General features: G+C 56.7%; 23 protein-coding genes and 1 tRNA gene. 16 read left to right on the forward strand and 8 right to left on the reverse strand.

Annotated elements, in window-relative coordinates:
- The first annotated feature begins 27 nt into the window (after positions 1–27).
- Positions 28–612 (forward strand): YdcF family protein, encoded by a 585-nt coding sequence (locus QP922_RS02670; RefSeq protein WP_284807791.1) that lies wholly within the window; start codon positions 28–30, stop codon positions 610–612.
- Between the two features lie 11 nt (positions 613–623).
- On the forward strand, positions 624–1,898 hold the full coding sequence (locus QP922_RS02675; RefSeq protein WP_284807793.1) for a deoxyguanosinetriphosphate triphosphohydrolase: 1,275 nt from the start codon (positions 624–626) through the stop codon (positions 1,896–1,898).
- Here the strand turns inward: QP922_RS02675 and QP922_RS02680 are convergent.
- Positions 1,895–2,128, reverse strand: coding sequence for a hypothetical protein (locus tag QP922_RS02680; RefSeq protein ID WP_039676338.1), 234 nt, complete (start codon positions 2,126–2,128; stop codon positions 1,895–1,897). The two genes, QP922_RS02675 and QP922_RS02680, sit on opposite strands and share 4 nt — an antisense overlap.
- A gap of 30 nt (positions 2,129–2,158) precedes the next feature.
- Entirely contained in the window at positions 2,159–2,650 is a 492-nt protein-coding gene (locus QP922_RS02685; RefSeq protein ID WP_284807796.1) for a guanyl-specific ribonuclease, read from the reverse strand.
- A 122-nt stretch (positions 2,651–2,772) separates the two neighbouring features.
- On the opposite strand from QP922_RS02685, the gene dnaG reads away from it, so the two are divergent.
- The gene (gene dnaG / locus QP922_RS02690; protein WP_284807798.1) at positions 2,773–4,701 is read left to right on the forward strand and encodes a DNA primase; all 1,929 of its coding nucleotides are present in this window, start codon (positions 2,773–2,775) and stop codon (positions 4,699–4,701) included.
- 45 nt (positions 4,702–4,746) lie between these two features.
- Here the strand turns inward: dnaG and QP922_RS02695 are convergent, their stop codons facing one another.
- Complete coding sequence (locus QP922_RS02695) at positions 4,747–5,028, reverse strand: hypothetical protein (protein ID WP_284807799.1); 282 nt, start codon at positions 5,026–5,028, stop codon at positions 4,747–4,749.
- Positions 5,029–5,245: 217 nt separating this feature from the next.
- Here QP922_RS02695 and QP922_RS02700 point away from each other — a divergent pair, with 217 nt between their 5' ends.
- From QP922_RS02700 to QP922_RS02715, 4 genes are all read left to right on the forward strand, one after another.
- Positions 5,246–5,383, forward strand: coding sequence for a hypothetical protein (locus QP922_RS02700; protein ID WP_181815387.1), 138 nt, complete (start codon positions 5,246–5,248; stop codon positions 5,381–5,383).
- A 66-nt stretch (positions 5,384–5,449) separates the two neighbouring features.
- Positions 5,450–6,718 (forward strand): phosphatase PAP2 family protein, encoded by a 1,269-nt coding sequence (locus QP922_RS02705; protein ID WP_284807801.1) that lies wholly within the window; start codon positions 5,450–5,452, stop codon positions 6,716–6,718.
- 132 nt (positions 6,719–6,850) lie between these two features.
- Entirely contained in the window at positions 6,851–8,008 is a 1,158-nt protein-coding gene (wecB, locus tag QP922_RS02710; protein WP_284807802.1) for a non-hydrolyzing UDP-N-acetylglucosamine 2-epimerase, read from the forward strand.
- A gap of 142 nt (positions 8,009–8,150) precedes the next feature.
- On the forward strand, positions 8,151–8,750 hold the full coding sequence (locus QP922_RS02715) for a DUF1707 SHOCT-like domain-containing protein (protein ID WP_502869582.1): 600 nt from the start codon (positions 8,151–8,153) through the stop codon (positions 8,748–8,750).
- A 7-nt stretch (positions 8,751–8,757) separates the two neighbouring features.
- Here QP922_RS02715 and QP922_RS02720 read toward each other — a convergent pair whose 3' ends face one another.
- The 4 genes from QP922_RS02720 to QP922_RS02735 all read right to left on the reverse strand — a co-directional run bounded on the left by QP922_RS02720 (position 8,758) and on the right by QP922_RS02735 (position 11,830).
- The gene (locus QP922_RS02720) at positions 8,758–9,246 is read right to left on the reverse strand and encodes a DUF4411 family protein (RefSeq protein WP_284807804.1); all 489 of its coding nucleotides are present in this window, start codon (positions 9,244–9,246) and stop codon (positions 8,758–8,760) included.
- Between the two features lies 1 nt (position 9,247).
- The gene (locus QP922_RS02725; RefSeq protein ID WP_284807805.1) at positions 9,248–10,402 is read right to left on the reverse strand and encodes an ImmA/IrrE family metallo-endopeptidase; all 1,155 of its coding nucleotides are present in this window, start codon (positions 10,400–10,402) and stop codon (positions 9,248–9,250) included.
- Positions 10,403–11,067: 665 nt separating this feature from the next.
- Positions 11,068–11,397 (reverse strand): hypothetical protein, encoded by a 330-nt coding sequence (locus QP922_RS02730; RefSeq protein ID WP_284807806.1) that lies wholly within the window; start codon positions 11,395–11,397, stop codon positions 11,068–11,070.
- 360 nt (positions 11,398–11,757) lie between these two features.
- A tRNA-Asn gene (locus tag QP922_RS02735) sits at positions 11,758–11,830 on the reverse strand.
- 199 nt (positions 11,831–12,029) lie between these two features.
- Here QP922_RS02735 and QP922_RS02740 point away from each other — a divergent pair.
- On the forward strand, positions 12,030–13,430 hold the full coding sequence (locus QP922_RS02740; RefSeq protein WP_284807807.1) for a glycosyltransferase: 1,401 nt from the start codon (positions 12,030–12,032) through the stop codon (positions 13,428–13,430).
- A gap of 8 nt (positions 13,431–13,438) precedes the next feature.
- On the opposite strand, the gene QP922_RS02745 is transcribed toward QP922_RS02740, so the two are convergent.
- On the reverse strand, positions 13,439–14,326 hold the full coding sequence (locus QP922_RS02745) for a hypothetical protein (RefSeq protein WP_284807808.1): 888 nt from the start codon (positions 14,324–14,326) through the stop codon (positions 13,439–13,441).
- A 168-nt stretch (positions 14,327–14,494) separates the two neighbouring features.
- Between QP922_RS02745 and wecC the strand changes: the two genes are divergently transcribed.
- The 8 genes from wecC (at position 14,495) to QP922_RS02785 (ending at position 25,036) form a co-directional block, all read left to right on the forward strand.
- A complete protein-coding gene (gene wecC, locus QP922_RS02750; RefSeq protein ID WP_284807809.1) occupies positions 14,495–15,760 on the forward strand; it encodes a UDP-N-acetyl-D-mannosamine dehydrogenase in 1,266 nt (421 codons plus the stop codon).
- 58 nt (positions 15,761–15,818) lie between these two features.
- Positions 15,819–17,132 carry a glycosyltransferase family 4 protein gene (locus tag QP922_RS02755; RefSeq protein WP_284807810.1) on the forward strand — a complete coding sequence of 438 codons (1,314 nt, stop codon included), beginning with the start codon at positions 15,819–15,821 and terminating at the stop codon, positions 17,130–17,132.
- 21 nt (positions 17,133–17,153) lie between these two features.
- The gene (locus QP922_RS02760; RefSeq protein ID WP_284807811.1) at positions 17,154–17,729 is read left to right on the forward strand and encodes a hypothetical protein; all 576 of its coding nucleotides are present in this window, start codon (positions 17,154–17,156) and stop codon (positions 17,727–17,729) included.
- On the forward strand, positions 17,726–19,843 hold the full coding sequence (locus QP922_RS02765) for a glycosyltransferase (protein WP_284807812.1): 2,118 nt from the start codon (positions 17,726–17,728) through the stop codon (positions 19,841–19,843). Before QP922_RS02760 ends, QP922_RS02765 begins: the two co-directional genes overlap by 4 nt.
- Before the next feature lie 72 nt (positions 19,844–19,915).
- Positions 19,916–20,896 carry an ABC transporter permease gene (locus tag QP922_RS02770; RefSeq protein ID WP_284807813.1) on the forward strand — a complete coding sequence of 327 codons (981 nt, stop codon included), beginning with the start codon at positions 19,916–19,918 and terminating at the stop codon, positions 20,894–20,896.
- Positions 20,880–21,860, forward strand: coding sequence for an ABC transporter ATP-binding protein (locus QP922_RS02775; RefSeq protein WP_284807814.1), 981 nt, complete (start codon positions 20,880–20,882; stop codon positions 21,858–21,860). Before QP922_RS02770 ends, QP922_RS02775 begins: the two co-directional genes overlap by 17 nt.
- Positions 21,861–21,941: 81 nt before the next feature.
- Positions 21,942–22,865 carry a hypothetical protein gene (locus QP922_RS02780; RefSeq protein ID WP_284807815.1) on the forward strand — a complete coding sequence of 308 codons (924 nt, stop codon included), beginning with the start codon at positions 21,942–21,944 and terminating at the stop codon, positions 22,863–22,865.
- Positions 22,865–25,036 carry a glycosyltransferase gene (locus QP922_RS02785; RefSeq protein WP_284807816.1) on the forward strand — a complete coding sequence of 724 codons (2,172 nt, stop codon included), beginning with the start codon at positions 22,865–22,867 and terminating at the stop codon, positions 25,034–25,036. The genes QP922_RS02780 and QP922_RS02785 overlap by 1 nt, the downstream gene beginning before the upstream one ends.
- The last annotated feature ends 183 nt before the right edge of the window (positions 25,037–25,219 follow it).

Consider the following 25,219-nt stretch of genomic DNA (forward strand, 5'->3'; position numbering starts at 1 on the left):
CCTTCCCGGCGCTAAGGTAGTGAGGCAGTGAAATACGTTATTGTCTTAGGCGCCGCGCAGTATGACGGCCGCCCCTCCCGCATCCTGACTGGCCGCGTGCGCTACGCCGCCGAGTACGCCACCGCGCACAACCTCCCCATCATCACCGTGGGCGGCAACTTGCCCGGAGACCGGTTCACCGAAGCTGGGGTAGCTAGGGCCATGCTTGCCGACGTCCCCCTTAACGTCACCGCCCTCACCGAAGGCCTCGACACCCGCAGCTCGCTGGTTGCCGCGCGCGAGAAGCTCAACGTGCGCGAGGCCGTCATCGTCACTGATCCGCTCCATCGCCTGCGCACCTTCCTCATCGCCCGCCAGGAAGGAATCACGGCCACTGTCCTCGGCACGCCTTATTACCCCTCGCCGCGCTTTTCCATCCCGTGGTGGCGCTATCTAGCCCACGAGGTCGGCGGGCTTATCTATTTGGGCTTGCGTACCGTCGTAGGGGAGAAGCGCTCCGCTGGCCTGCGCACGGCCTTCTACCGCATCGAGCGCATCATCCGCCCCAACCAGGCTCTGCGCCACCGCGTCATTGGCGCGAGGCAGCCCCAGCAGGATAAGGACAGCGCCTAAACTAAAGCCTCGTGAGCTACAACTATTCCGCCGATGACGTCGCCCGCTTGGCCGCCGAGAGCCCCAAAGGCTCGGCCCTAAGTTCCACCGAGGAGCACCGCGGCGCCTTCTCCCGGGACCGCGCCCGCGTCCTACACTCGGCGGCCCTGCGCCGCCTGGCGGATAAGACACAGGTCGTCGGCCCCCGCGATGGCGATACCCCGCGTACCCGCCTGACCCACTCCCTAGAGGTCAGCCAAATTGCGCGCAGCATCGGCGCTGGCTTGGGCCTCGACCCCGATCTGTGCGATATGGCCGGTCTGACCCATGACATCGGCCACCCGCCCTACGGCCACAATGGTGAGAACGCGCTCAACGAGGTGGCCCTCGGCGGCTTCGAAGGCAACGCCCAAACCCTGCGCATCCTCACCAAGCTGGAACCCAAGGTGGTCCTCGAGACACCTGACGGCCTGAGCAGCTATGGCCTCAACCTTACCCGCGCCTCGCTCGATGCCGCCTGTAAATACCCCTGGACCAAGACCAACCCCGACGGCACACTCAACCGCAAATACGGCGCCTATGACGAAGACGCGGGTGTCCTGGAGTGGCTCCGAAAGGGCCACTCCGACCAGCGCAAGTCCATGGAAGCCCAAGTGATGGACTGGTCTGATGACATCGCCTATTCCGTCCACGACGTCGAAGACGGCATCATCTCTCGCCGCATTTCACTGGGCGTGCTCTGGGACTTAGTCGAGCTGGCCCACCTCGCAGACAAAGGCGCCAAGGCCTTCGGCGGTACCGCCGACGAGCTCCTCGAGGCCGCCGACCGCCTGCGCCAACTGGACATCATCAATGCCATCGGCAACTTCGATTATTCCCTGCGCTCCTATACCAACTTAAAGAAGATGACCTCCGAGCTCGTCGGCCGCTACGTGGGCGCGACCGTCTCCGCCACCCTCGAAGCCAATGACGGTCTGCTCGGCCGCATGAATGGTGACCTCCACGTCCCTCCAGGAGCAGTCGCGGAGGTTACCCTGCTCAAGACCATCGCCGTCCTCTACGTCATGGACGAGCCTGCCCACCTTGCCCGCCAAGACCGCCAGCGCGAGCGCATCTACCGCGTCTACGACTACCTTGTCGCCGGCGCCCCCGGCTCGCTGGACGCCACCTTCGCCCTGTGGTGGAACCAGGCCGAGACCGACTTGGAGCGCGACCGCGCTATCATCGACCAGATCGCCTCCATGACAGAATCCCGACTCGAACGCCTTGCCCAGCGCAGCGCCGAGCTTTTCGGATTCCTTAGCTAGCGCACGAGCGCTACGCCCTGATCCTCCAACACCGAGGAAATCCGCGACAAGTCATCCTGCTCTAGGTCAAAGTCGGCGGCGATAATCGCCTGAATGTGCTGCTCCCGCAAGAAATCCGCGAGGTCATCGAGGTTATGCGGCGCCCCCGCCGCGTTGCTGCGCAGACGGCCCAGCGCGCCATAGAAATCCTCGCGGCTGCGGATAGCCTCCGTAATGAGAATGCGGTCCATGCTGTTTAACAATCCTTTAGTTCTTACGCACTACTCGGCGTCGGGAATCGTGCAGAAACTCTCGTAGTGGTCATCGGTGTAGTACCACACATCCGGGTCCGTCTCACTGCCCCCACCAGTGACAATGCGCTTAGCGCCGCGGTGACCAATGCCCGGCGTTTCCACCGTGTATTCGCGGTAATAATTCTTATCCTGCTGCGGCAGCACGCCCTCATAATTGCCAAAGCGCACGTTGTCATTGTCCGGATAGTCATAGGGCCCGCCGGCCAGAATGTCCTGCGCGGTCTCCTCCGCCTGCTCGGGTAGGGAGTCCATAGCGCAGGTGGGCAGGTCACCCTCTTCAGAGCCGTGCTTGCCGACGTCCCCCTTATCGCCCTTCTCCGAGGCCTGCTCCGTCTGGCCACCGTTGCTGCTCCCACCATCGCTCCCGAGGTCGATGCCGAAGTAACCCGCAACGAGCACGAGCACCGCACCGCCGATGAGGGTCGGTAGCGATTTCCTGGAGGGGGAGGACTGGGACATGCCTCCCATCATTGCAGCTATAGGGCCGAAACTGAAATCCCGTCCGCGCGTACTGTAAGCCGCGCGGCAGGCTTCATAGCCATCGATGGCTCCGCCACCACCGCGCGGGGTAGTCTGTACGCATGGCACGAGGCAGAATTCCGGACAGCGACATCCAAGCTATCCGTGAACGCGCGCCTATTGAGGAAATCGTGGGCGAATACGTCCAGCTCAAGCCCGCGGGTTATGACTCGCTCAAGGGGCTGAGCCCCTTCAAAGATGAGAAGACCCCGTCCTTCCACGTGCGCCCGCAGCGCGGCTATTATCACTGCTTCTCCACGGGCAAAGGCGGTGATGTCTTTAGCTTCCTCATGGAGATGGAACAGGTCACCTTCCCGGAAGCTGTGGAGGCAGTAGCCCAAAAAATTGGCTACCACATCAACTATCAGGGCGGCTCCACCGGCGCACGCGATGAAAAGCCCGGCACCCGCCAGAGACTTATCGCTGCCAACAAGGCCGCGCACGAGTTTTACCGCCAGCAGCTAGAAACCCCGCAGGCAGCAACGGGCCGCGAGTTCCTCCTTGACCGTGGATTTTCCAAGGACATTATCTACGACTTTGAATGTGGATACGCGCCTGAGGGCTGGGATACCGCCACCAAGCACCTGCTACGCATGGGCTTTTCCTTCGAAGAGCTGGAGGCCGCGGGCATTTCCAAGATGGGCAAACGCGGCCCGATTGACCGCTTCCACCGCCGCCTGCTGTGGCCCATTAAGGATCTCTCCGGCAATGTCATCGGCTTTGGTGCCCGCAAGCTTTTCGACGATGACAAGCTGGGCAAATACATGAACACCCCGGAGACAATGCTCTACCGCAAGTCCAAAGTGCTCTTTGGCCTCGACTTGGCCAAGCGCAACATCGCGGAGCAGCACCAGGCCGTGGTGGTGGAAGGCTACACGGATGTCATGGCCATGTATGCCGCCGGGGTGAAGACGGCCGTGGCCTCCTGTGGCACGGCTTTCGGCGGGGACCATCTCCAAGTGCTGCGCCGCCTCATGCTCGATGATTCCTACTTCCACGGCGAGCTCATCTACACCTTCGACGGCGACGAGGCCGGCCAGAAGGCCGCCATGCGCGCCTTCGAAGGTGAGCAGAAGTTCACCGGGCAGTCCTTTGTCTCCGTTGCTCCCGACGGCATGGATCCCTGCGACCTGCGCCTTGAGCGCGGCGATGCCGCCGTGCGCGATCTCGTGGCGGACCGCATCCCTATGTTTGAGTTCGTCATTCGCTCCGTCATCGCGGACTTCAGCATCGACTCGGCCGAAGGCCGCCTCCAAGCCCTGCGCCGCGCGGTGCCCGTCGTGGCCCAGATCCGGGACCAACCCCTGCAACGCGAATATGCCCGCCGTCTGGCCGGGTGGGTTGGCTGGCCGGACCCGGAGGAAGTCCTCCACCAGGTGCGGCAGGAGGCCTGCAAACCTAAAAAGCAGGAGCGCCCGCGTTTTGCCAGCTTGGAGGAAACGTCCTCAGCACCGGCGCAGGCTAATACTCCCGTCATGCACATCCCCGGTCCCCGCGAGCCGCACCTGTGGCCACAGCGCGAGGCCCTCAAGCTGGCCCTGCAGTACCCGCAGATCGCCGGCAGCTACTTCGATGGCATCACGGAAGATGCCTACTCCAACGAGGCCTACCGCACCGTGCGCCAGGCCATCTCCACCCTCGGTGGCGTGACCGCCGGCGCTGAACAACCCGGCGTGGAATGGTTAGCCGCCGTGGCCGGCGAAATGCCGGATCTCATGGCCCGCAACTTCGTTTCTGAGCTGGCCGTGGAACCTATCAAGCTGGGGGAGACCGGCAACCCCGATACCGACCTTGAGGCCTACGCCGATTCCGTGCTCTCCCGCCTTCAGGAAGCCCGCGTGGGCGACCAGGTCGCACAACTCAAGGCCCAACTCGGCCGCATGCGCCCCTCCGATGACGAAGAGTCCTATAACTCACTCTTCGCCGACCTCGTCGCACTCGAGCAAGCCCGCCGCGAGCTCAACGACCGCGCCTTCCGCGGCGTGCGCTAATAAGTGCACTAATCCGTGTCCACGCACACGCGACCAGCGTGCGCGTTAATCTTCGTCCGGCTCGTAAATCCGATCCGCTTGTACGTCTCCATTACCTCGGGAACCGCGCTTGCTGCGGTTCCCCTTGTTGTAGTCCTTGAGCTCGCGCATGCGCGGGTCCGGATCCAAGCGGTTGGCCACAGCCTTGCGCGCCGAGCGCACCGCGGATTTGGTGACAGGGGAGTTCACGGCCTTTTCGTAGGCGCCCTTAATTTGGTGGTAGCGCTTGCGCCCAGCCTTGGTTCCAAAGACATATCCGGCGGCAGCGCCCACAACAAATTGGATCATCGGAAACTAGTCATCCCCTTCTTCAGCCGGCAACGAGTACCAGCGGTGGCGTTCACATCAGCGTTCACAGTACGCGCGCAGACGGCTGTGCCGGCACGTACACGTCTGAGACACAGCCTACCTGCCGCGAGCCCGCAAAGTAAGGCTATGTGGGGAGTGGAGAATAGTTTTCCGCTGAGGACTTCCCCTGCGGCCCACCTCACGTTAGGTTAAATGTGTGGAGAATTCGAAGAGAACGCATGCGGCGTCGGCAGCCGTGGCCATGGCGGCACTTCTCACCGCCAGCCTGAACCCCGCCGAAACCCGCGCTGCCTGCCCGGAGGAAATCCGCGAGGTCAGCGCCGCGGAAGACTAGTGGCGCACCATCGCCGTTTACCTTCCCGTCACGTCGCGGACACCTCCAAGGTGTAAGACATCCCTTATGCCTACATTTTCCCGCGCGCTGGCGGCCCCGATTGCCGCCGTACTGGTGGCCACCTCCGCCCCGCCCACAGCCTTGGCGGCCGACCTTCCCTTCACCATCCCCGCGCTCGCAGACCCCATGACGGGTTCAAGCACCGGTGAAGCACCAGTACAGCACCCTGGCGCACCCACACCCCGGCCCTTTACCCCGGACTACCTCGTGGGGTTTCCCAGCGATGTCTCGTCCTATCAGTACGGCGTGTACTGGGAAGTGGTGCGGCTTTATGACGACATCAAGACCAACCCCACCACAATGGCCGAGGACCTCGATAAAGCCGTGGCCATCAACAACGCCGCGGCTGGCGACGCCACCCTCATCGCCCGCGCCCAACGCGACGCCGCCGCGGACACCGATGGCGTCATGGCCGCTGTATCCGATGCTATGGGCCCTGAGCTTGGCCAGGCTTTCCGCGATGCCCTGGCTGAGCACCGCCTGCCCAAGACCGAATACCTGCTGGGCAACGGCTACCTCGCCCGCGCGGGTGGACTAGCTAGCTCCACCTTTGCCGAGAAGCACTACTTCAAAGCTGCCCGTCCTTTCCAACAGGCTCCGGACCGCATCAAGCGCTACAACGACGGCAGGAAGAATTACTACCTGGATTCCCCAGCCTTTCCCTCCGGCCACACTAACCAAGCGGTGTGGGTCACCACGCTGCTAGTCACCATGCTCCCGGAGGTCGGCCCGCAGCTGGCCCTGCGCGGGGTTGAGGCAGGCAATCACCGCGTGGTTATGGGCGTGCATTCGCCCCTGGACGTCATCGGCGGCCGCATGACCGGCCTTGCCGCTGCCGCAGACCGCCTCAACGATCCCCGCATGCGCGATGCCCTCCGCCAAGCCGAGGCCGAAATCCGCGCTGAGATCCAGTGGCGCACCGGCAAGGACATCGCCACCCTCGTGTCCGAACAGAATGCGGCCGGCACCACCTATGCCACCGCTGCCCAAGCCGCCGAGCGGTATGAACCTATGGCCGATTACGGATTGAGCACCATCTACCACCCGGACGCGCCCATGATTGTCCCGAAAGCTGCGCCCGTTCTCCTTGAGGCAGCCCACCCCAACCTCAACTACGAACAGCGCGCCGACGTCCTCCGTCAAACCGCCACCGCGCCCGGCACCCCACTGGACTGGCAGGGCAGCTCCGGCTCGTGGCAGCGCATCAACCTGGTGAAGGCGTTGGGTGCGCAGGTGACCATCAACGCAGATGGTTCGGTAAACGTGGACTCATAGTATTGGCGCTGAGCACAATATTCGGTGCCTTACGCCTAGCCTTACACCTAGTCCCCGCGAAGGGAATTCAGCCCGCTTCATCTTGTATGGAAGAATCGGACTATCTCCATTTTTCTCAGAGCAAGGAGAACAATGACTCGTCCTAGAATCATGACCATCTACGGCACCCGGCCGGAGGCCATCAAGGTCGCTCCCATCATCTCCGCTCTGGACAAAGACAAGCGCTTCGAATCTATTGCCGTTTCTACCGGCCAGCATCGCGAGATGCTGGAGCAGGTCAACACAATGTTCGGCATCGAACCGAAGCTTGACTTGCGCCTGATGAAGCCCGGGCAGAGCCTCAATGAGATTGTCTCTCGTGCTCTTATGGGCCTTGATGAGGTTATCGATGCCGAACAGCCCGACGTCATCATTGCCCAAGGAGATACCTCCACCGCCATGGCAGCTGCACTTGCGGGATTCCACCGTGGTGTAAAAATCGTGCACCTCGAAGCTGGCCTGCGCACCGGCGATATTGATTCGCCTTTTCCCGAAGAAGCCAACCGTAAGCTCATTACCCAGGTGGCCAAGTTACACCTAGCTCCCACGGAAGGCTCCATGGAGAACCTCCGTCGCGAAAACGTTCGCTCCAAGGACATCGCGGTGACAGGCAATACGGTAATTGATGCGCTTCTTGAGGCTGCCAGCTGGGACACCGAGTTTGAAGATGCAGTACTCCAGGAGGCCGCAGCATCCGACAAGCGCCTAGTCGTTGCCACCACCCACCGCCGCGAGAACCTCGAAGCCATGAAGGAAATCGGCGGCGCTGTTAAGGATTTGGCAGAGGCCTACCCGAACATCAACTTCGCTCTGCCCCTGCACCTCAACCCCAAAGTCCGTGAGGCCGTGCTTCCGGAGGTCGAATCCTTGCCTAACGTCATCATCACGGATCCGCTGCCTTATGACCAGTTCACCAAGCTTCTAGACCGTGCAACAATTATCCTCACGGACTCGGGCGGAGTTCAGGAAGAAGCCCCGGCTTTGGGCAAGCCGGTGCTGGTCATGCGCCAGAACACTGAGCGCCCCGAAGCTGTTGTAGCCGGCACCGTGAAGCTGGTGGGCACGAACCGTAGCCTCATCGTGGCAGAGGCGAAACTGCTCCTTGATGATGCTGCTGCCTACGACGCTATGGCTAATGCCGTAAACCCATACGGCGATGGCAAGGGGGCGCAACGCGCCGTGGCAGCCATTGCTGAGCTCCTTGGAATAGGGAAGCGCTTTCCAGACTTTTCTCCGGAAATTGGTGCTTAACCTGTTTCAGTGTGGGGGAGAGACCACTTCTTTTTCTCGCGCTGAACAGCTCGGCACTAGGTAAAATGAAGGTATGGAACCACGCGACATTAAATGCACAACCCCCCAGCGCACCACGACTTCACAAATTTTGGCTGATGCGATGTCTGTGGGACAACTCAGCGTTACCGAGTTTGAGGAACGCTCTGATGCTTGTGCGGAAGCAGTAACCCGTGGTGAGTTGCTTGACCTTGTATCAGACCTCCTCGACAACCCTGAAAGAGTACTTTTTGGTGGCCATGAGGTTACACAGCGGAGCTCCCATGAGCTCAACACTGCCCGCGTCAACAGTGGGAACGAACCAGTAGTAAGCCGTGCCTTGGCCCAGATTGAGCCTGCCGTTCATGGCGCGAAGAGCCTCTCCCTCGGCATCTTTGGCGGCACCACGGTGCGTAGTACGCCCATCGCTTCTCATCACACCACCATGGGCATCTTTGGCGGCACTGACGTGGACTTTCGCGGAGCCTCCCTCAAAGAACACGTCACGACGATCCAAGCGGTCGGGGTATTCGGCGGCGTTGATGTCTGGGTTCCTGAAGGCTTCCGTGTCCGCGTCAGCGGCATTGGCCTTTTTGGCGGCCACGACATCAAGGTCGAAAAGGGAGCCATCGACCCCGCCGACCTACCCGCCAGCGCCCCAGAAGTCGTGGTGAACTGCTTCAGCCTTTTTGGCGGGGTGGATGTGCACGTGGTGAAGCGGTAGAAGCCAATTATATGCTGATTTTCATCTCCCGTAGAAAGGCAAGAAGGCCGATGCAGCGCACCCCGAAATGATCGGCTACATCAGGAATTTTGACGTGTCTCCTCGAATCAGGGGCTGTACGTACCTCGTTGGTCACAATGGTTGCGTCGTGCCTGAGAGCGGAAGCCACTAGCCATGAATCCGCTGCATCCAAGAACACATTGACAGCTCTGTCCTTGTACCGGGGTTGACGTTCGTCCGCGACCCAGCGAACCACATCCGTATATAGCGCAAGCTCATTGTCATCAGTGCTCACGATGTATTGCGGATCTATGTGTTTCAGATACCAATCGAGAGTTGGATCCTTCCACTCTTTCATTTCCTTATCGACGGTCTTATGGAAGTAGGAATCACCCCTGAAAATCGGTTCTTCGAGCTGAACCCACAGAGAAGGAAATACATCGCGTGGATAGACAGACGCCACTGTCCCGATAAAGTTCGTGTCAATCAAATACACGCTAACTGGCCCTCCATTCTGCAGAGGGGGAGTGCGCAATGAGCTTACTTAGGCTGTCAGCAGTTGCAGATCCAAGGAGTTGAGCAGCTTCCTTCTGTGGAATTTTCCCTGCAACAGCCGCGTAGGTTACGGCATCGAAGAATCGATTTCCCACGCGGGCTTTCACCACACGGTGTCGCGCCGGGCCACCTTTTTGTGACGAGGGGTCCGTGGCTTGAACCGGCTGTGTTGCAACGAGAGGAAGGAGTGTGGAAGCTTCATTCCTATCGATGACGTTGAGGTGGACCAGTCTCCACAGGGCGGCTTCTTGGCTCATCCCTGACTTGCGGGAAAGAGTTTTGATGCTATCGAATGGGGAATCACGTGGCGAAACCGTGCTCAAGACGAGCGGCGCTGGGGCAAGGAAACCTGCAGCGAATCGATTGCACCAACGCTCAATATCGCGACTTTCCCCGTGATCTGAGATTCCGGGCTGGTCTAGAACAACGTGTCCTAGTTCGTGCGAAAGGCTGAAAAGCTGGGCTGTCTTGCTGTCACGGGTGTTGATAAATATCAGAGCATAAGATGCTTGGATAAGCGTGAACCCACGAAACTCGTCGATACTCAGCGGACGGGTGGTGCTGCTTTCGACAATTGAATTGCGAGACACCAAAATACCAGAGTCCTCAAGAGCTGAACAGAGAGTCTTCACTTTGTCAGGGCCTTGTAGAAAAGTGTCTATGGCGAGCCCAAGGATTTCTTTTGTTCTATCGGCTATAGCTTCTGGGATTTTACTAGTATCAGCGCATCCGAGGAATGGAGGACCATCGACGCCCTCTTCCTCGGCGAAATCGGCGTACCAGTCAAGGCGGGATTCCGAAGCGGCCAAGGTTTCCTCAAGGTTAGGGCTGAAAGTCTCAAGGGAGAGATTTCGAACCGTCCGAAAATCCGGAATGGAAATCCTAGGCTCGCTCGGGGTTTGCAGGAGAAGACGGCCGAAAGGAATCTTAGCTTTCTTGGCGAGGTCCTGCGCCTGATTCAGAGTTGGCTGCGAAGTATTTTCAACCCATTCCCTAATCCGCGGAAAATCCTTCACCAGATCGTCGAGACTCAGACCCGTCCGTTCAATTGCCCAATCGAGCACAGCCGGCTCAATGGTCACTCGTACTGTCGTCATTGTCCCTCTTAGGTTTCTGCTGCTTGAAATCTTGTTACGTTGTGGATGGGGCACCTCGTTGTGATGAGTACAGTTTAGTGGAAGCTTGGAAGGTGAGCACGAGTTCGCAGGCCGCATTTAGGGGGGCTGGACGTCAGATATGTGGGGAGAAAACCCACGTGAAATGTCCCTTAAGCCAACTGGGCCCAATTAACTGGGAGGAGTTCCAAGTCAATTGGGTGTAATCAGCCTGTTGGCCAAAACTGCTCGGAGCAATTCCGCTCCTTCTTGCTCAGCGTGAACCATGTATTCCAGTTGTCATATGAGTTCCAAATGCTCGGTGTCATGTTGCCACGTCGCGGCTTGGAGCTGATCAGGCGGCGATAATGGCGATCCTTGCCCCAGGATTTTAGGGGCTTTGTTATGGTCTGGCATAGGGGGCGAACTTTCGTGGGTGGGGATAGAATAATTCCCCTAGCGTTTTGTAAACCGCCAGGGGGAAATTACCTCACCATTCGCTCATAAGGCGGGGAGTTAGGATATCAGCTTCCTGATTTTGGGGTTTACATGGTGTAGACCCACTGGGAGTTGCCAGCAGCTGGCTGAGTGATGGATGCGCGGAGGTTGTCTTCGGTAATCTGGAAGGACGTGCGCCCATTCTGTAGAGGATTGTTGACAGTGACCTTTTACCAGGCACCGCCACTTGCCTGTGGCCATTGCCCCGGGCGGAACCGGATCCCATATTTCCCGCCCTCTAGGAGGGAAATCTCCACCTCCACACACGTTTTCCCTGTTGAATCCGAAAGATAGAAGGGCTGGTCGAGCTCATAGGACCAAGTTTCAGGGCCGCCGGTGATGCAATCACCAAGCACCCGAGCGTATTCGCCATTATCTGTCATAGCGGTGAAGAATGTCCGGCCAGCGTCCCCCTCATTGTCCCGTCGAGGATTGATTCTCCCGAAGCCTTCCAGGGGAATCCATCCGGTTCCATTAATGCGCTTCCAATCATCAGACATTGGCACTCCTTAGTTCAAGTGGTCTTCAAGTCGAGGATATCTAATCTCGATTTCCTTAGCTATAGTATGTAAATGCTTCTCTCGGGTACACCCTATTGTTACTTGGGTTTATGCTGGTAAGTCGCGCGTAAATTGGTCCACGAGCATGCCCGACTACTTGTGGTGGGTAGAGTGCGTGCGCGGCTTTCTCGTCGATGTGCGGTAGGGTCCGCGCGTGACGTTGGCAGTCCCGTGCGCCCTTTTCAGGCGAGCGGACCCTACGACGTATGCCCCTTAGGGCTAGAATCCGGGGCGGGAAATCGAAAAACGATAGAACCCCCACCAGTCAGCAAAAGTAAACTAATGGAGGTGATTTATGTGCTCCTCCAACTGGGCTCGAACCAGTGACCCTTCGATTAACAGTCGAATGCTCTGCCAACTGAGCTATGGAGGAATATGTGTGGGTTGCTTGGGCAAGAAGCCTTGCTCGCTGCAACGAGATGTAACTATATAAGGTCTGCAGTGATGATTACAAATCGCCAGAACAACCCGCTTTTTCAAGCGGTCCAGTGTGGCGCCTTACAGGCCCACCTCCAAGCAAAGCTACACTGTCCGTCAGATATCACTCGCAGGGAAGAGGTAGAGGTTTCTTCATGTTCGTTGGACACACTCGCTTTAGTCTCTTCGTCCCCGATTCGGCGTCGTGGCGTGCGAGCAACGAGGAGTCCGGGTTCTCGGAAGATGAATACCGCGACTACCTCTACGACGATGCGCGCCTGTCGCTACGCACGGACATTTTTCTCAACCACACCGTGCCAACACTTGCGAAAGCCGCCAAAGGCTTCGATGTGAAACACGTTGTCTCCTTCTCTGAGTCTTTGCCTCAGAAGTTCAAAGCACAATTGCAGGAGGCAGCGGACGAGTTCGATGTCTTGCACCTCGATGAGCTTCCTGATGGTGATAGCGGGTGGACAGCGGTGCGTCGCTACGTCCGAGCAACTGGCTTTAAGGGCACGTTCGGTCGCTACCGCCTAGACGACGATGATGTCTTGTCCGCTCATTATTTCCAGACCACCGCGCCCTATATCAAGCCGGAGTTTGAAGGTATGCTCGTTAGTTTGCCCCTCGGTATTGAAGCGGTCTATGTGGATGGCCAATTCTTTCACCTGCGCGGGGCCCACACACCGATGAACTCGATGGGTCTGATGTCCATCTGCTCCGTGAAGGAAGACGGAACCGTAGTGGAACCCCAAAGCGGGCCACACGATAAATCAGACCGCTATGCGCCCGTGATTCTGGACGCCTCCCAGGTGGGCTACTTGCGTGCGATCCACGCGGGCCAGGACAACGCCATGCGCCATGAGCCAGGTGTGGTCATGGCACGCCTCATGGAGAACATGGCGGCTTTCCCTCCGTTTACGGATGTAGCTGCCCTTGAGTCGGCCTTTCCCTCGGTTGCCAAGCAGATGCAGAGCACGAGCACATCGCTAAGTATTGATGACACCGTTGGCAGCGGCCAGCACTACCTTCTTCAGCCTGCCAGCGGGGATGTCAGCTTCGTCATCCACGGCGAGTTGGATGATGAGCTCGATAATGAGCTCCTTGTGAGCCTGTGGATCGAAGATTCCCGTGGGCGACGCGTTCCCTCCTACAAGTCAGTCGAGGGGTTTGCTGCCTCCAATAACCCAAGCATCGGGCATTTCGCGTACGTTCCCACGGTGAGTGGCACTTTTCGAACCTTGGTGAGCCTTCATTTGGAGCACGGCTACGTCCTTCGTGGCTTCCGTATTCTGGCACAAAGCGAGCAAGCCGAGGGAGTCCAAGTAAAAAAACTCGTAATTCAACAGCGAGGCGGGAACGCGCACTTCGTCAGTCAGGAGAGCTGGAATTCGGCGCGAAGCCAAGGCGTGCGTGGGCTTGTTGACCAAGCCATCGACAGCGTTTATCAGAATCGGACGAGCATCGTGTCTAACGTGCGCAGCGTTCTTGGGGAAGACCGTGCCAATAAAGTCATCGCGCGCTTGGACCAGCTGAAAAAGAAGCTGCGCAACTAGGGGCGGCCCTAGTCTGAGTTGGCAAACACCTCATCCTCGAAGAGTCGCTCCCAATCACCAGCAAGCGATGCTGCGTAGCCGAGAATGCCAGTAAGAAGCATCTGTGGAGCAGGGGCATGACCTTCGCCCCAATCGCCGAGGAGAAGCCTCCACTGCTGCGTGCGTTCAGCCACTGCCTTGGACCAAGGTAGATAATGGTGGGTGTAGTGCAGCTCATCATCCTCGTTCTGAAGGTAAGCCACGTAGTTATCGAAACCTTTGCCGTATTCAGTAACCAGATCGAAGGCCATGGTGGTCTCGGAAAGCTTTCGGCTACTCCAACACTTCTTGCGGTACGCCTTTACCTGCGGCTCTAAGTAGCGCCCAATATGGGTTTGGGGGTTAGACACCACGGCCAATGAACCGGGAAAGCGACGCGAGAAATACAGTGCGGCAAATCCACCGGCTGATGCGCCGAAGAAGATTGCCTTCTTTCCCAGGTCCTCGATAGGCACATCAGGGTAAAAGCTAGCGAAAATATGAGTCAGGCAGGAAGTGAGGTCTTCCTGAAATGGTCGCGTCTCATCCCCTGTGAACCAACCAATATTTGTGCCTCGGTCGAGTGATGGATCGGAGATGTACACCATGTTCGCGTCAACGCCTTCAACCATCTGCCTCCCAATGAAGACCGGGAGAGTTGTCTGCGCCAGGTTGATCGCCGCGTGAAACAACACGATCGTGGTATCGGCGCCGCGATCCTCAACGAGCACATCCATGAATGCAGCGCCGTAGCGAATCGAAATGGCCTCAGCTTCCTCGGAAGAGCTGGCGGGCACGGATGAATTGAGAAACTCCTCGACAGAGTCGAAAAAAGTCGTTGAAGCGCCGTAGCGCGCGTAGTTTCTCCTGAGTGCCATAGCTGCCTACTGTAGTCGCACACACTACACACTTGGGAAACGCTCACTCAGGGGATCCAGGAATGAAGTATGGGCTGAGACAAAACACCGACATCGGCCCATTCGACCGCAAGCAGGTAACCGTCACCGTGCTACCGTAATTGGCAGCGATTTAATAGAAAGGCGGACATGGTTCCGAACAAAACCGATTCCCGTGCCTTTGGCAAGGTCAGCGTCGTTGGCCTTGGCTACATCGGCCTCCCCACCGCCGCGTTCATAGCTTCCAAGGGAATCCCCGTAGTCGGCATCGACGTGAATCAGGATGCCGTGGACAGCATCAACGCCGGCACGGTGCCTTTCTTTGAACCAGGCTTCGGGGAGCTGCTTGCACGAGTCGTCGAGGAGGGAACTCTATCGGCCCAGACGGAACAGATCGATGCCGATGCCTACATTGTTTGTGTTCCCACTCCATTCCGTGAGGACCACAGCGTAGACACCAAGTACATTCGTGCGGCATCCGAAGCGCTTGCTCCTTACCTGAAACCCGGAGCACTTGTAGTGCTCGAGTCCACCTCACCTCCAGGGACCACGGAGGATATGGCCGAGCATCTCATTGAGCTGCGCCCTGACCTGTCCCTCAATGACGAGGATGAGAATGCCATCTTTGTCGCCCACTGCCCAGAGCGCGTTCTTCCCGGCAAGATCATGGAGGAGATGGAGAACAATGACCGCGTCATCGGCGGCCTGACCCCGAAGGGCGCCCAGCTCGCTCGAGACCTCTACGCCACCTTCTGCACCGCAGACCTGCTTCTCACCAACGCTACGACCGCTGAGATGGCAAAGCTTACGGAAAATTCCTTCCGCGATGTCAATATTGCCTTTGCTAACGAGCTTTCCCTGATCTGTGACCGCCTTGGAATCGATGTCTGGGAGCTCATCGAGCTGGCCAATCACCACCCCCGCGTCAACATCTTGCAGCCCGGGCCGGGCGTGGGCGGACACTGCATCGCCGTCGACCCGTGGTTCATCGTCTCCGCTGCACCCGAAGAAGCAAAACTCATCCACACGGCGCGCAACGTCAATGATGGAAAACCGCAGTGGGTCATCGACCAAGTTCTCAAGGCCCTTGAAGGCAAGGATAATCCCGTCGTTGCGGCCCTCGGTATCGCCTTCAAGAACGATATCGATGACCTGCGTGAATCGCCGTCCCTCGAAATCGTCAAACGCCTCGGCGTTGATAACCCGCAGCTAGATATCCGCATTGTCGAGCCCAATGTGGAGACATTGCCACCGGTGCTGAGCAACCTTTCAAACCTGACAAAGCAGGATACAGAGGAAGCCATTGCGGTTGCCGACGTCATTCTTCTTCTGGTCAACCACCGACAGTTCGTCGATCTTGATCAATCTCTACTCGACGGCAAGACTGTCATCGATACCAAGGGCATTTGGCGCTAAATTAAGCGGTTAGACTAGCCACTCACCATCACTTGAAAGCCAGGAGGCAGCACGAAGCGTGAGGATTCTCGTTCTCTCTCAATACTGGGCTCCCGAGAATGGAGTTCCGCAGCGCCGCTGGTCATGGTTGTCCAAAATCCTTGTCCAGGCCGGGCATGAAGTCCTCGTCATTGCTCCACCACCGCATTATCAGCGCCGCCTCGGGCTTAAGCAGTGGTTCTCGCGGAAGAACATCCTCGGCGCGAACGAGTTAGAAACTGGGAAGTCCGGCGAGAAGATTCTGCGCTCTGGTTTCTTTCCAGCCGGCCCCTCACTGACGCACCGCATTCTCAACCAAGCCTCAGTAGCTGGCTCAATGTTGTTCATGCAAGTGACCAAGCGCAAGCAGCTCAAGAATTTCAATCCAGACCTGGTTATTGGCACCGTCCCGGCTCTTCCCACGGCTGTCGTTACGCAGTTCGTTGCCAGAATTCTCCACACGCCCTACATCATCGATCTCCGTGATGCGTGGCCGGAGCTGCTGAAAGAAAAAGGCGACTGGAATTCAGGAACGGGCAAACGCTCTATTCGTGAGATTATCCTGACCAAGGGGCCCTTCCAACTGCTCACGGCACTCACTGAGTGCGCCATGAACCATGCCCTGCACCACGCTGATGGCATCATGACAACCTCACAGGATCTCACCGAGCACATGGAACAAGACGATGCCCGTAGGGGAGCGGCGGGTGCTCGTCGCATCCGGACGGTGCGTAACGTCTTTCCGCCCAAGACCGAGTTCCTCGCCAGCGACAAAGGACAGCAGTCTTCCAAAGAACTGAAGATCCTCTACGCCGGAACGGTGGGACGCGCGCAGAAGATCGACAATGCGGTGAAGGCAGTCAAGATTGCACAAGACCGCGGTTACGACATCAACCTGCGCATCGTAGGCGATGGAGCAACCTGGCACGCCACTAAGGCCACGATTGAATCCCTGGATATCAACGCAACCATTGAGCATCGAGTCCCAGCCGATGAGCTTCAGAGCATCTACGAGTGGGCCGATACTGCCTTAGTGCACTTGACTGATTGGGAACCGCTCAACCGCACGGTTCCATCGAAGACCTACGAGCTGATGTCGTTGGGCGTTCACACCACTGCGGTGGTCCAGGGCGAGGCAGCACGTCTCATTGAAGAGCTCGGCGCGGGCGTCGTTGTTCCTCCGGAGAACCCGGAAGCACTCGCTGCGGCATGGGCAGCGCTTATCGACGACCGCTCGAAACTCACCGTTTCCCCTTCTGGGCGCGAGTGGGTCGCCACCCAGCGCGATGAGGTTGTCCCCGAGGTATTCCTGGACATCGTCTATGCCGTGAACAACCAGCACGAAGAGCCATAGGCCAGGAGAATAGGTTCACCGATGCGCATATCTTCTCTTGACGGGTTTCAGCCGTTGGATTCCGCCTATGCCATGTTGTTGGAGTCCTCCGAACAACCTTTTTCTTTCCCACCGGCTACATCCCCAGTGACGTTCTGCTTTGCCGCGGAACAACTCGCTGATGTCGCTGAGCTCCCGCTCGTTCTCGTCGATACCGATGCTAATGAGGCTTTGCTCATCCTCCGCGATTATGCGGCGAAGAGTCACCACATTGAGTATTGGGCCCCGCGGGCGGATACGGAGCGGCTCCAGCAGATAGCGCTGGCACAAGACAGTCACGATCTGTCGATTACAGGTAGCCGTCTCACCGAGAACTGGATACAGGTTTGCATCGGTCCTGCTTCCGAGCACGACCGCTCATGCGAGGACTGGGTGCAGGGGCTTAAGGCTGCTACAGCTCCGGTCGAATTCAAGGAATCCCCCGACGTCGTTGCCCCTGAGATGTCATTGAGAAGCCTTGTGATCTCTCGTATCACCCCATTGGCTAAGCCACTCAAGAAGTACCTCCCGGGTTCCGCGGTGATCATGCTGTACAAGATTCTGGAGAAGATCCGATGAACAACCTCCTGCCTGGCATATCCGTGGTCATCCCATCCTTTGTCGCCGACGCAGCAGAGATGACAGGGGACATTGCAGCCACAAACCTCGGTTCGGCTCTTGCCTCCCTTGCGGAGCAAAGCTTGAGAAAAGACCTCATCGAGGTCCTCGTCATCCTCAACGGCACAGGAGTTTCTGTTGCAGACAAAGAGGCTAGGCAGATCACGTCGCATGAAAGCCTGGCGGCCCGCTTCCCTGAGCTAAACATTCGAGTGCTGTGCAGCCTGGCTCCCGGTGCCGGACGCGCCCGCAACCTTGGAATCGCCTCCGCAAGCCGCCGCTTCATCACCTTTCTCGATGACGATGACACCGTTCAACCAAACTATCTCGAAACTGGCCTTGAGAAGGCCGACGACGGCGCTATCACTCTCTTGCCCATCGTCGACACCACCGACGGAGCGTCTACTCAGGACAACTCCCTCAACGCCCGCATCGCGACGTTGCGCGGTACGGCGGTCCCAGTTGCCACCGCGCCGTGGGCGCTTGGCTTCAATGCCAGCAAAATCATTCCGACAGCACTAGCCCAGCGCTACCGCTACGATGAGTCACTCCGCTCTGGCGAGGATGTGGCGTATTTCGCGAACTTTCTCAGCTACCCAGGACTGCTTCTTCACACCCCAAAGGCGGGGCAGGAGGCTGCCTACGTGCGCTCAATTCGCCCCGACTCGGTTTCACGCCAACGAGAGAGCTTCGATTTCAACGTGGTGCAGCGCTTGGAATGCATTGCCAAGCTTCGAGACATCAAGGAAGCAGACAGCAAGCAGCGCGCACTAGAAAAGCTTGAGCAAGCCCAGTTCGGCTTCGTGGAGAACTATCTCACAGCACACCCGGGCGAGGTGCAGCGCGCAATTGACACCGCCATAGATGTCGGCGTTCCAGGTTTGAATTGGGAGAACCTCCGGCAGGACAGAGCCAGCCGCCTGGTATTTTCATATTGCTTCCCTCCTTATGCTGACACCTCAGCCAATGTGACGGCGAAGGTGATCAGGAATGAGGCAGAGCTTGTTGACGTCTTCTATGCCAATATGCAGCGCGTTCGCGGACGTGATGATTCAACCAGGTTGATTGTCGATCCCTACCTGATCCATGCCGAGGAGATCGATGTCGTGCCCTCCTTCGCGCATTGGGGAGCGATTTGCTCCTACGCACGCCAGGCGGCACGCAAAGCAAGCAAACGGGCTAGAAAACAGGACGACTATGAGTCGATGTACTCCCGCGCTCTATGGTCTGGCTCCCACGTCGCCGCTGCGCTGTTCAAAGACAAGCACCCGGGGACGCGATGGGAAGCAGAATTCTCCGATCCTTTGAGCGTCGGTGTGGACGGCACGCCCCGTCCGGGCGAGCTAACGAGGGGTATCACAACTCATCAACTGCGGAACATGGTCGAGCGCTCTGACTGGCCGGGACTCTCGTACACAACTCACTTCGAGCTCACCGAGCTGGTCACCCTTCTTTATGCAGATGAGGTGATTTTCACCAATGCCAATCAACGGCAGGTGATGCTGCAGCGCTACCCGGAGGAATTTCAATTTTTCGTTCGCGAGAAATCGACGATCCGTCACCATGCAGTCCCGACTGCGGAAATGTATCAGTTGGTGGAGTCGGACTATACCCTCGATCCGGAACGCATCAATATCGCTTACTTCGGAAATTTCTACGCCAATCGCGGAATAGGAGATGTCATGACCGCACTTGCGGAACATCGACAACGCGAGAAGTTTGTCCTGCACATCTTCACCTCGAACCCGGAAAAGCTGAAGCGGCAGTTTTGGGGGAGTCCGGCGGCTGCGAATGTACGGGTCAACGGTTACGTTCGCTATCTGGAGTTTCTTAACGTTTCCACGAATTTTGACGCCTTGGTGGTCAATGACACCGATACAAAAGGCTCAGCATTCAGTGTCAATCCATTCTTGCCCTCGAAATACGCCGATTACGCCGGGAGCGGAACAGCCGTGTGGGGCATCGTGGTCGAAGACTCGCCGCTATCTAAGTTACCGTTGACGTACTGCACGGCTTCGGGTGATTCTGCTCAGGTAGGCAGGGTGCTAGACGAACTTCTTGGGAAGTCTGAGTAGAATACTCGTTAGTAAAACTCGGTCTGCGTGAAGTAGGCGCTATCCTTTGATAGGCCGAGAGTGGACACACTAGTGTCATATCACTCGAAAACCGATGAAGGAATGGAAGGGCTGATGCATGTGGCACGCCATAAATGGCGAAGCTCCAAAACTGCACAACGTGGAGTTGAAGAGCTCAATGCCCAGGTTGCCCGGCATGAGGGCCGGGTGCAGATAGTAAACCCAGAGGGGCTGCACCCCTTGGCTACTCGCCCGACTCTACGTGAGTACATTTCGCAGCTGTGGGCACGCCGTTTCTTCATTACTGCGGATGCACGAGCGAAGGCATTGCGAACCACGCGTGATTACCGTCTGTGGCAGTTGTGGCTCGTTCTCAACCCGCTCTTTGATGTAGCTCTGTACGGGTTCCTTTTCGGCATGCTCTTGAAAACCTCCAGGGGTATTGAGAATTTCATCGGCTTTCTCTTTATCGGCATTATCTTTATGTCGATGATGACGGGGCTGATGAATTCTGGCATCAGCCTCATGCAATCCTCGCGCTCCATGATCCGCGCGTTCCAGTTTCCACGTGCATCTATCCCTTTTTCGACGACTCTACGGTCGATGATCGATAACGTCTTACCCGCCATCGTGGCGCTGTTAGCGGCTTTCCTTTTCCAGTGGGGAACGTGGCCCTCATGGACATTGATACTCGTAGTTCCGCTGTTTGTGCTGATCCACATTTTTGGGTGTGGGCTCATGCTGATCACGGCGCGCCTTACAGCCCAGATTCCTGAAGCAAAAACCATTTTGGGCCTTGTGAGTCGTGGACTCTTCTTCTTATCCGGTGTGATGTTTTCCATCGATAGGTTCGCCGAGCATTCAGCTGTTCACCAGGTCATGTCGGCCAATCCGTGCTACATCTTTCTTACTGCAGTGCGTGATGCTTCGATTTATCGCACCGTACCTAGTCTCGCGACGTGGGGAGAGCTTGTGGCTTGGAGCGTAGGAGCCTTTGTGCTTGGTTTTATCTTCTTCTGGAGGGCGGAGGATAAGTATGTTCGACTCGTCTAAGTTGCCTGCAGCACCTGGGGAGTACCTCGATACGAAAAAGAAGGACACTGATGAGAAAAACAAGGAGCAATCGTCGGGGAGCCACATAGAAGAACCATCTGTTGCCGGACCACCAGCGCAGTCGCAATCTGACCTCGATATCAATTACGTGGAGCGAGCGAACGTTGTCGTAGACAACGTGTCCAAGCGCTACGTGATTAGTCAGGGCCGCTCCTCTGATGCGAGTATGACTCGCGTGAGTCGCGGGAAAACTGTCGTTGATGCAATCGTTAATGCTTCGCTCATCGCGCTACCTGGTGAATCGATCGGCATTATTGGCCTCAATGGCTCAGGAAAATCGACTCTGTTGAGCATGATTGCCGGAGGCTTAGCTCCAACATCGGGGAGGATTCTGACGCGCTCTCAACCTACGCTTATGGGTGTGTCCCCGGCTCTTCAGCCAGATCTGTCCGGGGAGCACAATATCTACCTGGGGTGCTTGGCACTGGGAATGAGTCCGTCCGACGCAAGGGCACAAATTCCTGAGATCGCGGAGTGGACCGAACTCGGTGATGCGATCAAACGACCGATGAAGACCTATTCGTCCGGTATGTCAGCTCGCTTGTCTTTCGCAATTTCGACAGCAGTGAGACCAGATATCCTGATGATTGATGAAGCCCTGTCCACTGGTGATGCCGCTTTCGGCGCCAAGGCCAGTGCCCGAATGCGCGAGCTCCTTGAGCGCGCCGGAAACCTGTTCTTGGTTTCGCACGCTATCAAGGAAATTGAGAACAACTGCAACCGAGCGATCTGGATCTCAAATGGGCGCATCATCGCGGATGGCTCAACGGATACAGTGGCGGGACAATATCACGAATGGGCAAAACTCATGGGTCGGGAAGATAAGCAGCCTGCGCACGACTTTCTCGCAGAAGTCACGGCCGATTATCGGCCCCCAATGGTGATTCTCGAAAACCCCATCTGAATCTTAGCCACCAAAAACTGGGTGAATTGTCTGAAATCTGTCCATACGTTAAGCAAGAGATCGTTTGAAGGAATGACTTTCATGAGCCTTGATTACTTTCGCCGCGGTAGAGGACTAATTATCATTGCGGCCTTGGCTGCTGTACTGCTTATCGGCGCAATTGTAGTGAACAGCAGCGCTATTAACAGAACGCTCTTGGCTAGTGCAGTCATCGTTGGTTTTATCTTTTCAGTGATGTCGATTTCCGCACGTAAAAAGTCGGAGGGTCTCACCAAAGAAGCTCTACGACGGAGTTCGCGCCTAGAGAAACAGCTTCAGAGTATTTCTGTAGCTACCCAAGAACAGAATCGGCGTGCTGAGCGGGAGCCGCTGTCGTCCCTGACAGGAGAACTGTCTGGAAAGACTGGTGAAGAAGGGGGCCTTGTACAAAGCGTCTTTGCACCTCACACAATTCCGGCATCGCACATCGTAGGGCGCCCTGACGCGCATACAGCTGGGCGTGTGGCAGCTGAACAGACTATGGATGGCGATAGCTCCGACGTTCTGCGTGCACTGATGAAGGCGCATTCTGAAAAGTGGATTCGACGTATCGAGCTTATCGGTTCGCAGCGGTGTGCAGATTCCTTGAATGATCTGGCAGAAGTAGAGCGAATCTCAGCGCCTCACCTAATTGGAAAACCATCAAGCAATGCAAGTTACCTCGTAATTGAAGAGGACCAATTTGAGCGAGGTGTATGGGCAGGTCTGTTGTCTACGCAGAAAACGGCGAGTTTTCTCCAGTTACTAGATCACATGAAGAAAGCAGAAGAAAATGGAACCGTCGTTATCGTCTGCCCTAGTGAAACTTCGAATCATTTCAGCGAAGAGCTTCGCCAACGTGCGACAGTAGTGTTATCGAAGAACGCCTCTTCATGGGGTTGGGAAGATGATATTAATGCACCGGTGTTTAAAGCATTGCTGCGCGACGTGACGGAACTCAGTGGTACAGAAGAGGAGAGGATGTAATGAGCTCAGTTGTGGTCTACGGTGACGTAAGTCCAAACGTTATTGATGGCTCCTCCATCTGGCTGATGTCGGTTTCTGAAGTGCTTTCCGGGGTGTTTGATGAGGTCCACATTCAGCTAAAAAACCATCCTCAAAACCGTACGTTGCTTGGCGCAGTCGATGGGATTGCAAACATTCACATTCATGCTCCCGAAGGCATTGCAGACGACGCAGCACTTAATACAACGGCTGCGGCGGAATTGGTGGAGAAGCTCCTTGAGGAGACCCGTTCAACCGCTGTCGTAGTGAGAGGCTTCCAAGCAGCCTACGATTTCAGCTTGAACGAGAGAATCTCGCCGGTGCTGTGGTCCTATGTCACAGACCTTCCCTTTCCCCCGAAGAAGCTGTCCGATACTAATGTGCAGCGGCTGAGGCACATCGCCGAGAATTCTCGTCGAATTTTTGCCCAAACTGAAGCCGCACGCTCGTATTGGGAAGCCTTGGTTCCACAAGCTGCTGGAAGAGTTCTTCTTATCCCACCGATGATTCCGGACTATGCGTTTAATGCCGAGAAAAATCCTAAGACCACAGAGCAAGGTGCTATCAAAATTGTGTACGCAGGAAAGCTGGCTCGTGAGTGGCGAACGCTTGAAATGTTAGAGCTTCCGCGGAAGTTGAAGGAACTCGATATTGAGGCGCATCTCAATGTGGTGGGGGCGAAATTCAATAGGGCAAAGGATGACCCTCAATGGGTCGGAAGAATGCGAGACGCGCTAGAGAAGGCACATGCTGATCCTGACAGTGGTGTGACGTGGCTGGGAGCGCTTCCCCGAACCGAGTCGATCAAGGAGATTATGGAGGCCGACCTTGGCTTTGGTTGGCGCACGGCAGAATTGGACTCGAGCCTGGAAGTCTCAACCAAGGCCCTTGAGTATGGTGCGGCCGGTGCAGCACCAATCGTCAACGAAACTGAGGACCATCGACTACTCTGGGGCGAAAACTATCCATTCTTTGTTCGTGCCGATGACACTATTGAGTCCGTGGCGAAGAAGATCTCTGCGGGCTTACCGAGGGTAGAAGCGGCGCGTCAAAAGGCGGCCCTCGCGAGTGGGTATTTCTCGATGAGTAAAGCTCGCGAAAGGTTTGTGTCTTATTTTGGACGAGCGGGCGCACTATTCACGTCGGATGCATTGAAAGGAGATCGGCCGCAGCGGGTGGTGGTGGCGTCTCACGATCTCAAATTCATGGGGGAGTTGATGGATTTCCTCACCCGAAATCCATCGTTCGACGTGCAGCAAGATAAATGGGCTACGCTTCACACCCATAATGAGGAAAACAGCAAGCAACTCGCAGAATGGGCCGACACAGTTTTTTGTGAATGGGCGGGACCCTCACTGGCGTGGTACTCGAAGCACATTCCCGAGGGAACGAGACTTATCTCTAGGCTTCATAGATTTGAGCTCAATGGTCCGTGGATGGACCACGTTGCGTGGGACAAAGTAGACAAGTTGGTGTTCGTCTCGGATTGGGTCCGTAATGAAGCGGTTGCAAAGTTTGGACTAGACATAAGCAAGACTGTGGTCTTTTCTAACACTGTGGATCTTTGCGACTTTGATCGGCCGAAAACTCGTAACGCTCGATTCACACTCGGTTTAGTGGGCATGGTTCCGTTTCTTAAACGTCCAGACCGAGCGCTTGATTTACTCGAACGACTGATCATGGTAGATCCACGTTATGTGCTGAGGATTAAAGGAAGGATGCCTTGGGATTATCCTCACGTTTGGACGGACCCGGTGGAAAAGCAACTTTACCTGGATTTTTTCGCGCGTATAGCGAAAAATTCTATGCTTTCTCAGCATGTAGTCTTTGATGGATTCGGTGCTGACGTTGCAAGTTGGTTCCGAAGCATAGGGTTTATCCTTTCACCGAGTGAGCTTGAAAGCTTTCACCTCGCCACCGCTGAAGGTATGAGTAGCGGAGCGATTCCGATTGTCTGGGAGCGTTTGGGGGCACTCGGAATTTTTGGGGCTAGCGCACTACAGAAGAGCAGCGATGAAGCCGCTAGGAAAATCCTTGAATTGCAAGATGACTCTGACTTCGATGAGGCGAGCTCTGAAGCCAAAACCTATGCGGATAGGTGGGATACGGTGAAGGTGCTTCCCCAATGGGAGCAGCTACTTGGAGGCAGATAAAATCAAACGAAGGAGCCGCACGACTAAAAGTCAAAATTGAAGGTATTGGGGCTTAGCATTGCTTAGCATTGCTCCCGCGGCTAAGCTTCTCGAAAAGGTATATCAGTTTTAAAGGTTCGTGTGCGCCCCATATTGGAGAAAGGCCGGTCGTACAGCGGAAGCACCTTGATAGAGATTCGACGG

The sequence above is a fragment of the Corynebacterium sp. MSK218 genome, from assembly GCF_030232655.1.
In the GTDB taxonomy this organism is placed as follows: Bacteria; Actinomycetota; Actinomycetes; order Mycobacteriales; family Mycobacteriaceae; genus Corynebacterium.

Excerpts from the sequence above, each read along its gene's own strand:
- QP922_RS02705 (WP_284807801.1), top strand. The coding sequence starts at position 5,450 with ATGCCTACATTTTCCCGCGCGCTGGCGGCCCCGATTGCCGCCGTACTG.
- QP922_RS02765 (WP_284807812.1), top strand. The coding sequence starts at position 17,726 with ATGAACAACCTCCTGCCTGGCATATCCGTGGTCATCCCATCCTTTGTC.
- dnaG (WP_284807798.1), top strand. The coding sequence starts at position 2,773 with ATGGCACGAGGCAGAATTCCGGACAGCGACATCCAAGCTATCCGTGAA.
- QP922_RS02740 (WP_284807807.1), top strand. The coding sequence starts at position 12,030 with ATGTTCGTTGGACACACTCGCTTTAGTCTCTTCGTCCCCGATTCGGCG.
- QP922_RS02695 (WP_284807799.1), bottom strand. The coding sequence starts at position 5,028 with ATGATCCAATTTGTTGTGGGCGCTGCCGCCGGATATGTCTTTGGAACC.
- QP922_RS02745 (WP_284807808.1), bottom strand. The coding sequence starts at position 14,326 with ATGGCACTCAGGAGAAACTACGCGCGCTACGGCGCTTCAACGACTTTT.
- wecC (WP_284807809.1), top strand. The coding sequence starts at position 14,495 with ATGGTTCCGAACAAAACCGATTCCCGTGCCTTTGGCAAGGTCAGCGTC.
- QP922_RS02730 (WP_284807806.1), bottom strand. The coding sequence starts at position 11,397 with ATGTCTGATGATTGGAAGCGCATTAATGGAACCGGATGGATTCCCCTG.
- QP922_RS02760 (WP_284807811.1), top strand. The coding sequence starts at position 17,154 with ATGCGCATATCTTCTCTTGACGGGTTTCAGCCGTTGGATTCCGCCTAT.
- QP922_RS02785 (WP_284807816.1), top strand. The coding sequence starts at position 22,865 with ATGAGCTCAGTTGTGGTCTACGGTGACGTAAGTCCAAACGTTATTGAT.
- QP922_RS02780 (WP_284807815.1), top strand. The coding sequence starts at position 21,942 with ATGAGCCTTGATTACTTTCGCCGCGGTAGAGGACTAATTATCATTGCG.
- QP922_RS02775 (WP_284807814.1), top strand. The coding sequence starts at position 20,880 with ATGTTCGACTCGTCTAAGTTGCCTGCAGCACCTGGGGAGTACCTCGAT.
- wecB (WP_284807802.1), top strand. The coding sequence starts at position 6,851 with ATGACTCGTCCTAGAATCATGACCATCTACGGCACCCGGCCGGAGGCC.
- QP922_RS02685 (WP_284807796.1), bottom strand. The coding sequence starts at position 2,650 with ATGTCCCAGTCCTCCCCCTCCAGGAAATCGCTACCGACCCTCATCGGC.
- QP922_RS02725 (WP_284807805.1), bottom strand. The coding sequence starts at position 10,402 with ATGACGACAGTACGAGTGACCATTGAGCCGGCTGTGCTCGATTGGGCA.
- QP922_RS02715 (WP_502869582.1), top strand. The coding sequence starts at position 8,151 with ATGTCTGTGGGACAACTCAGCGTTACCGAGTTTGAGGAACGCTCTGAT.
- QP922_RS02680 (WP_039676338.1), bottom strand. The coding sequence starts at position 2,128 with ATGGACCGCATTCTCATTACGGAGGCTATCCGCAGCCGCGAGGATTTC.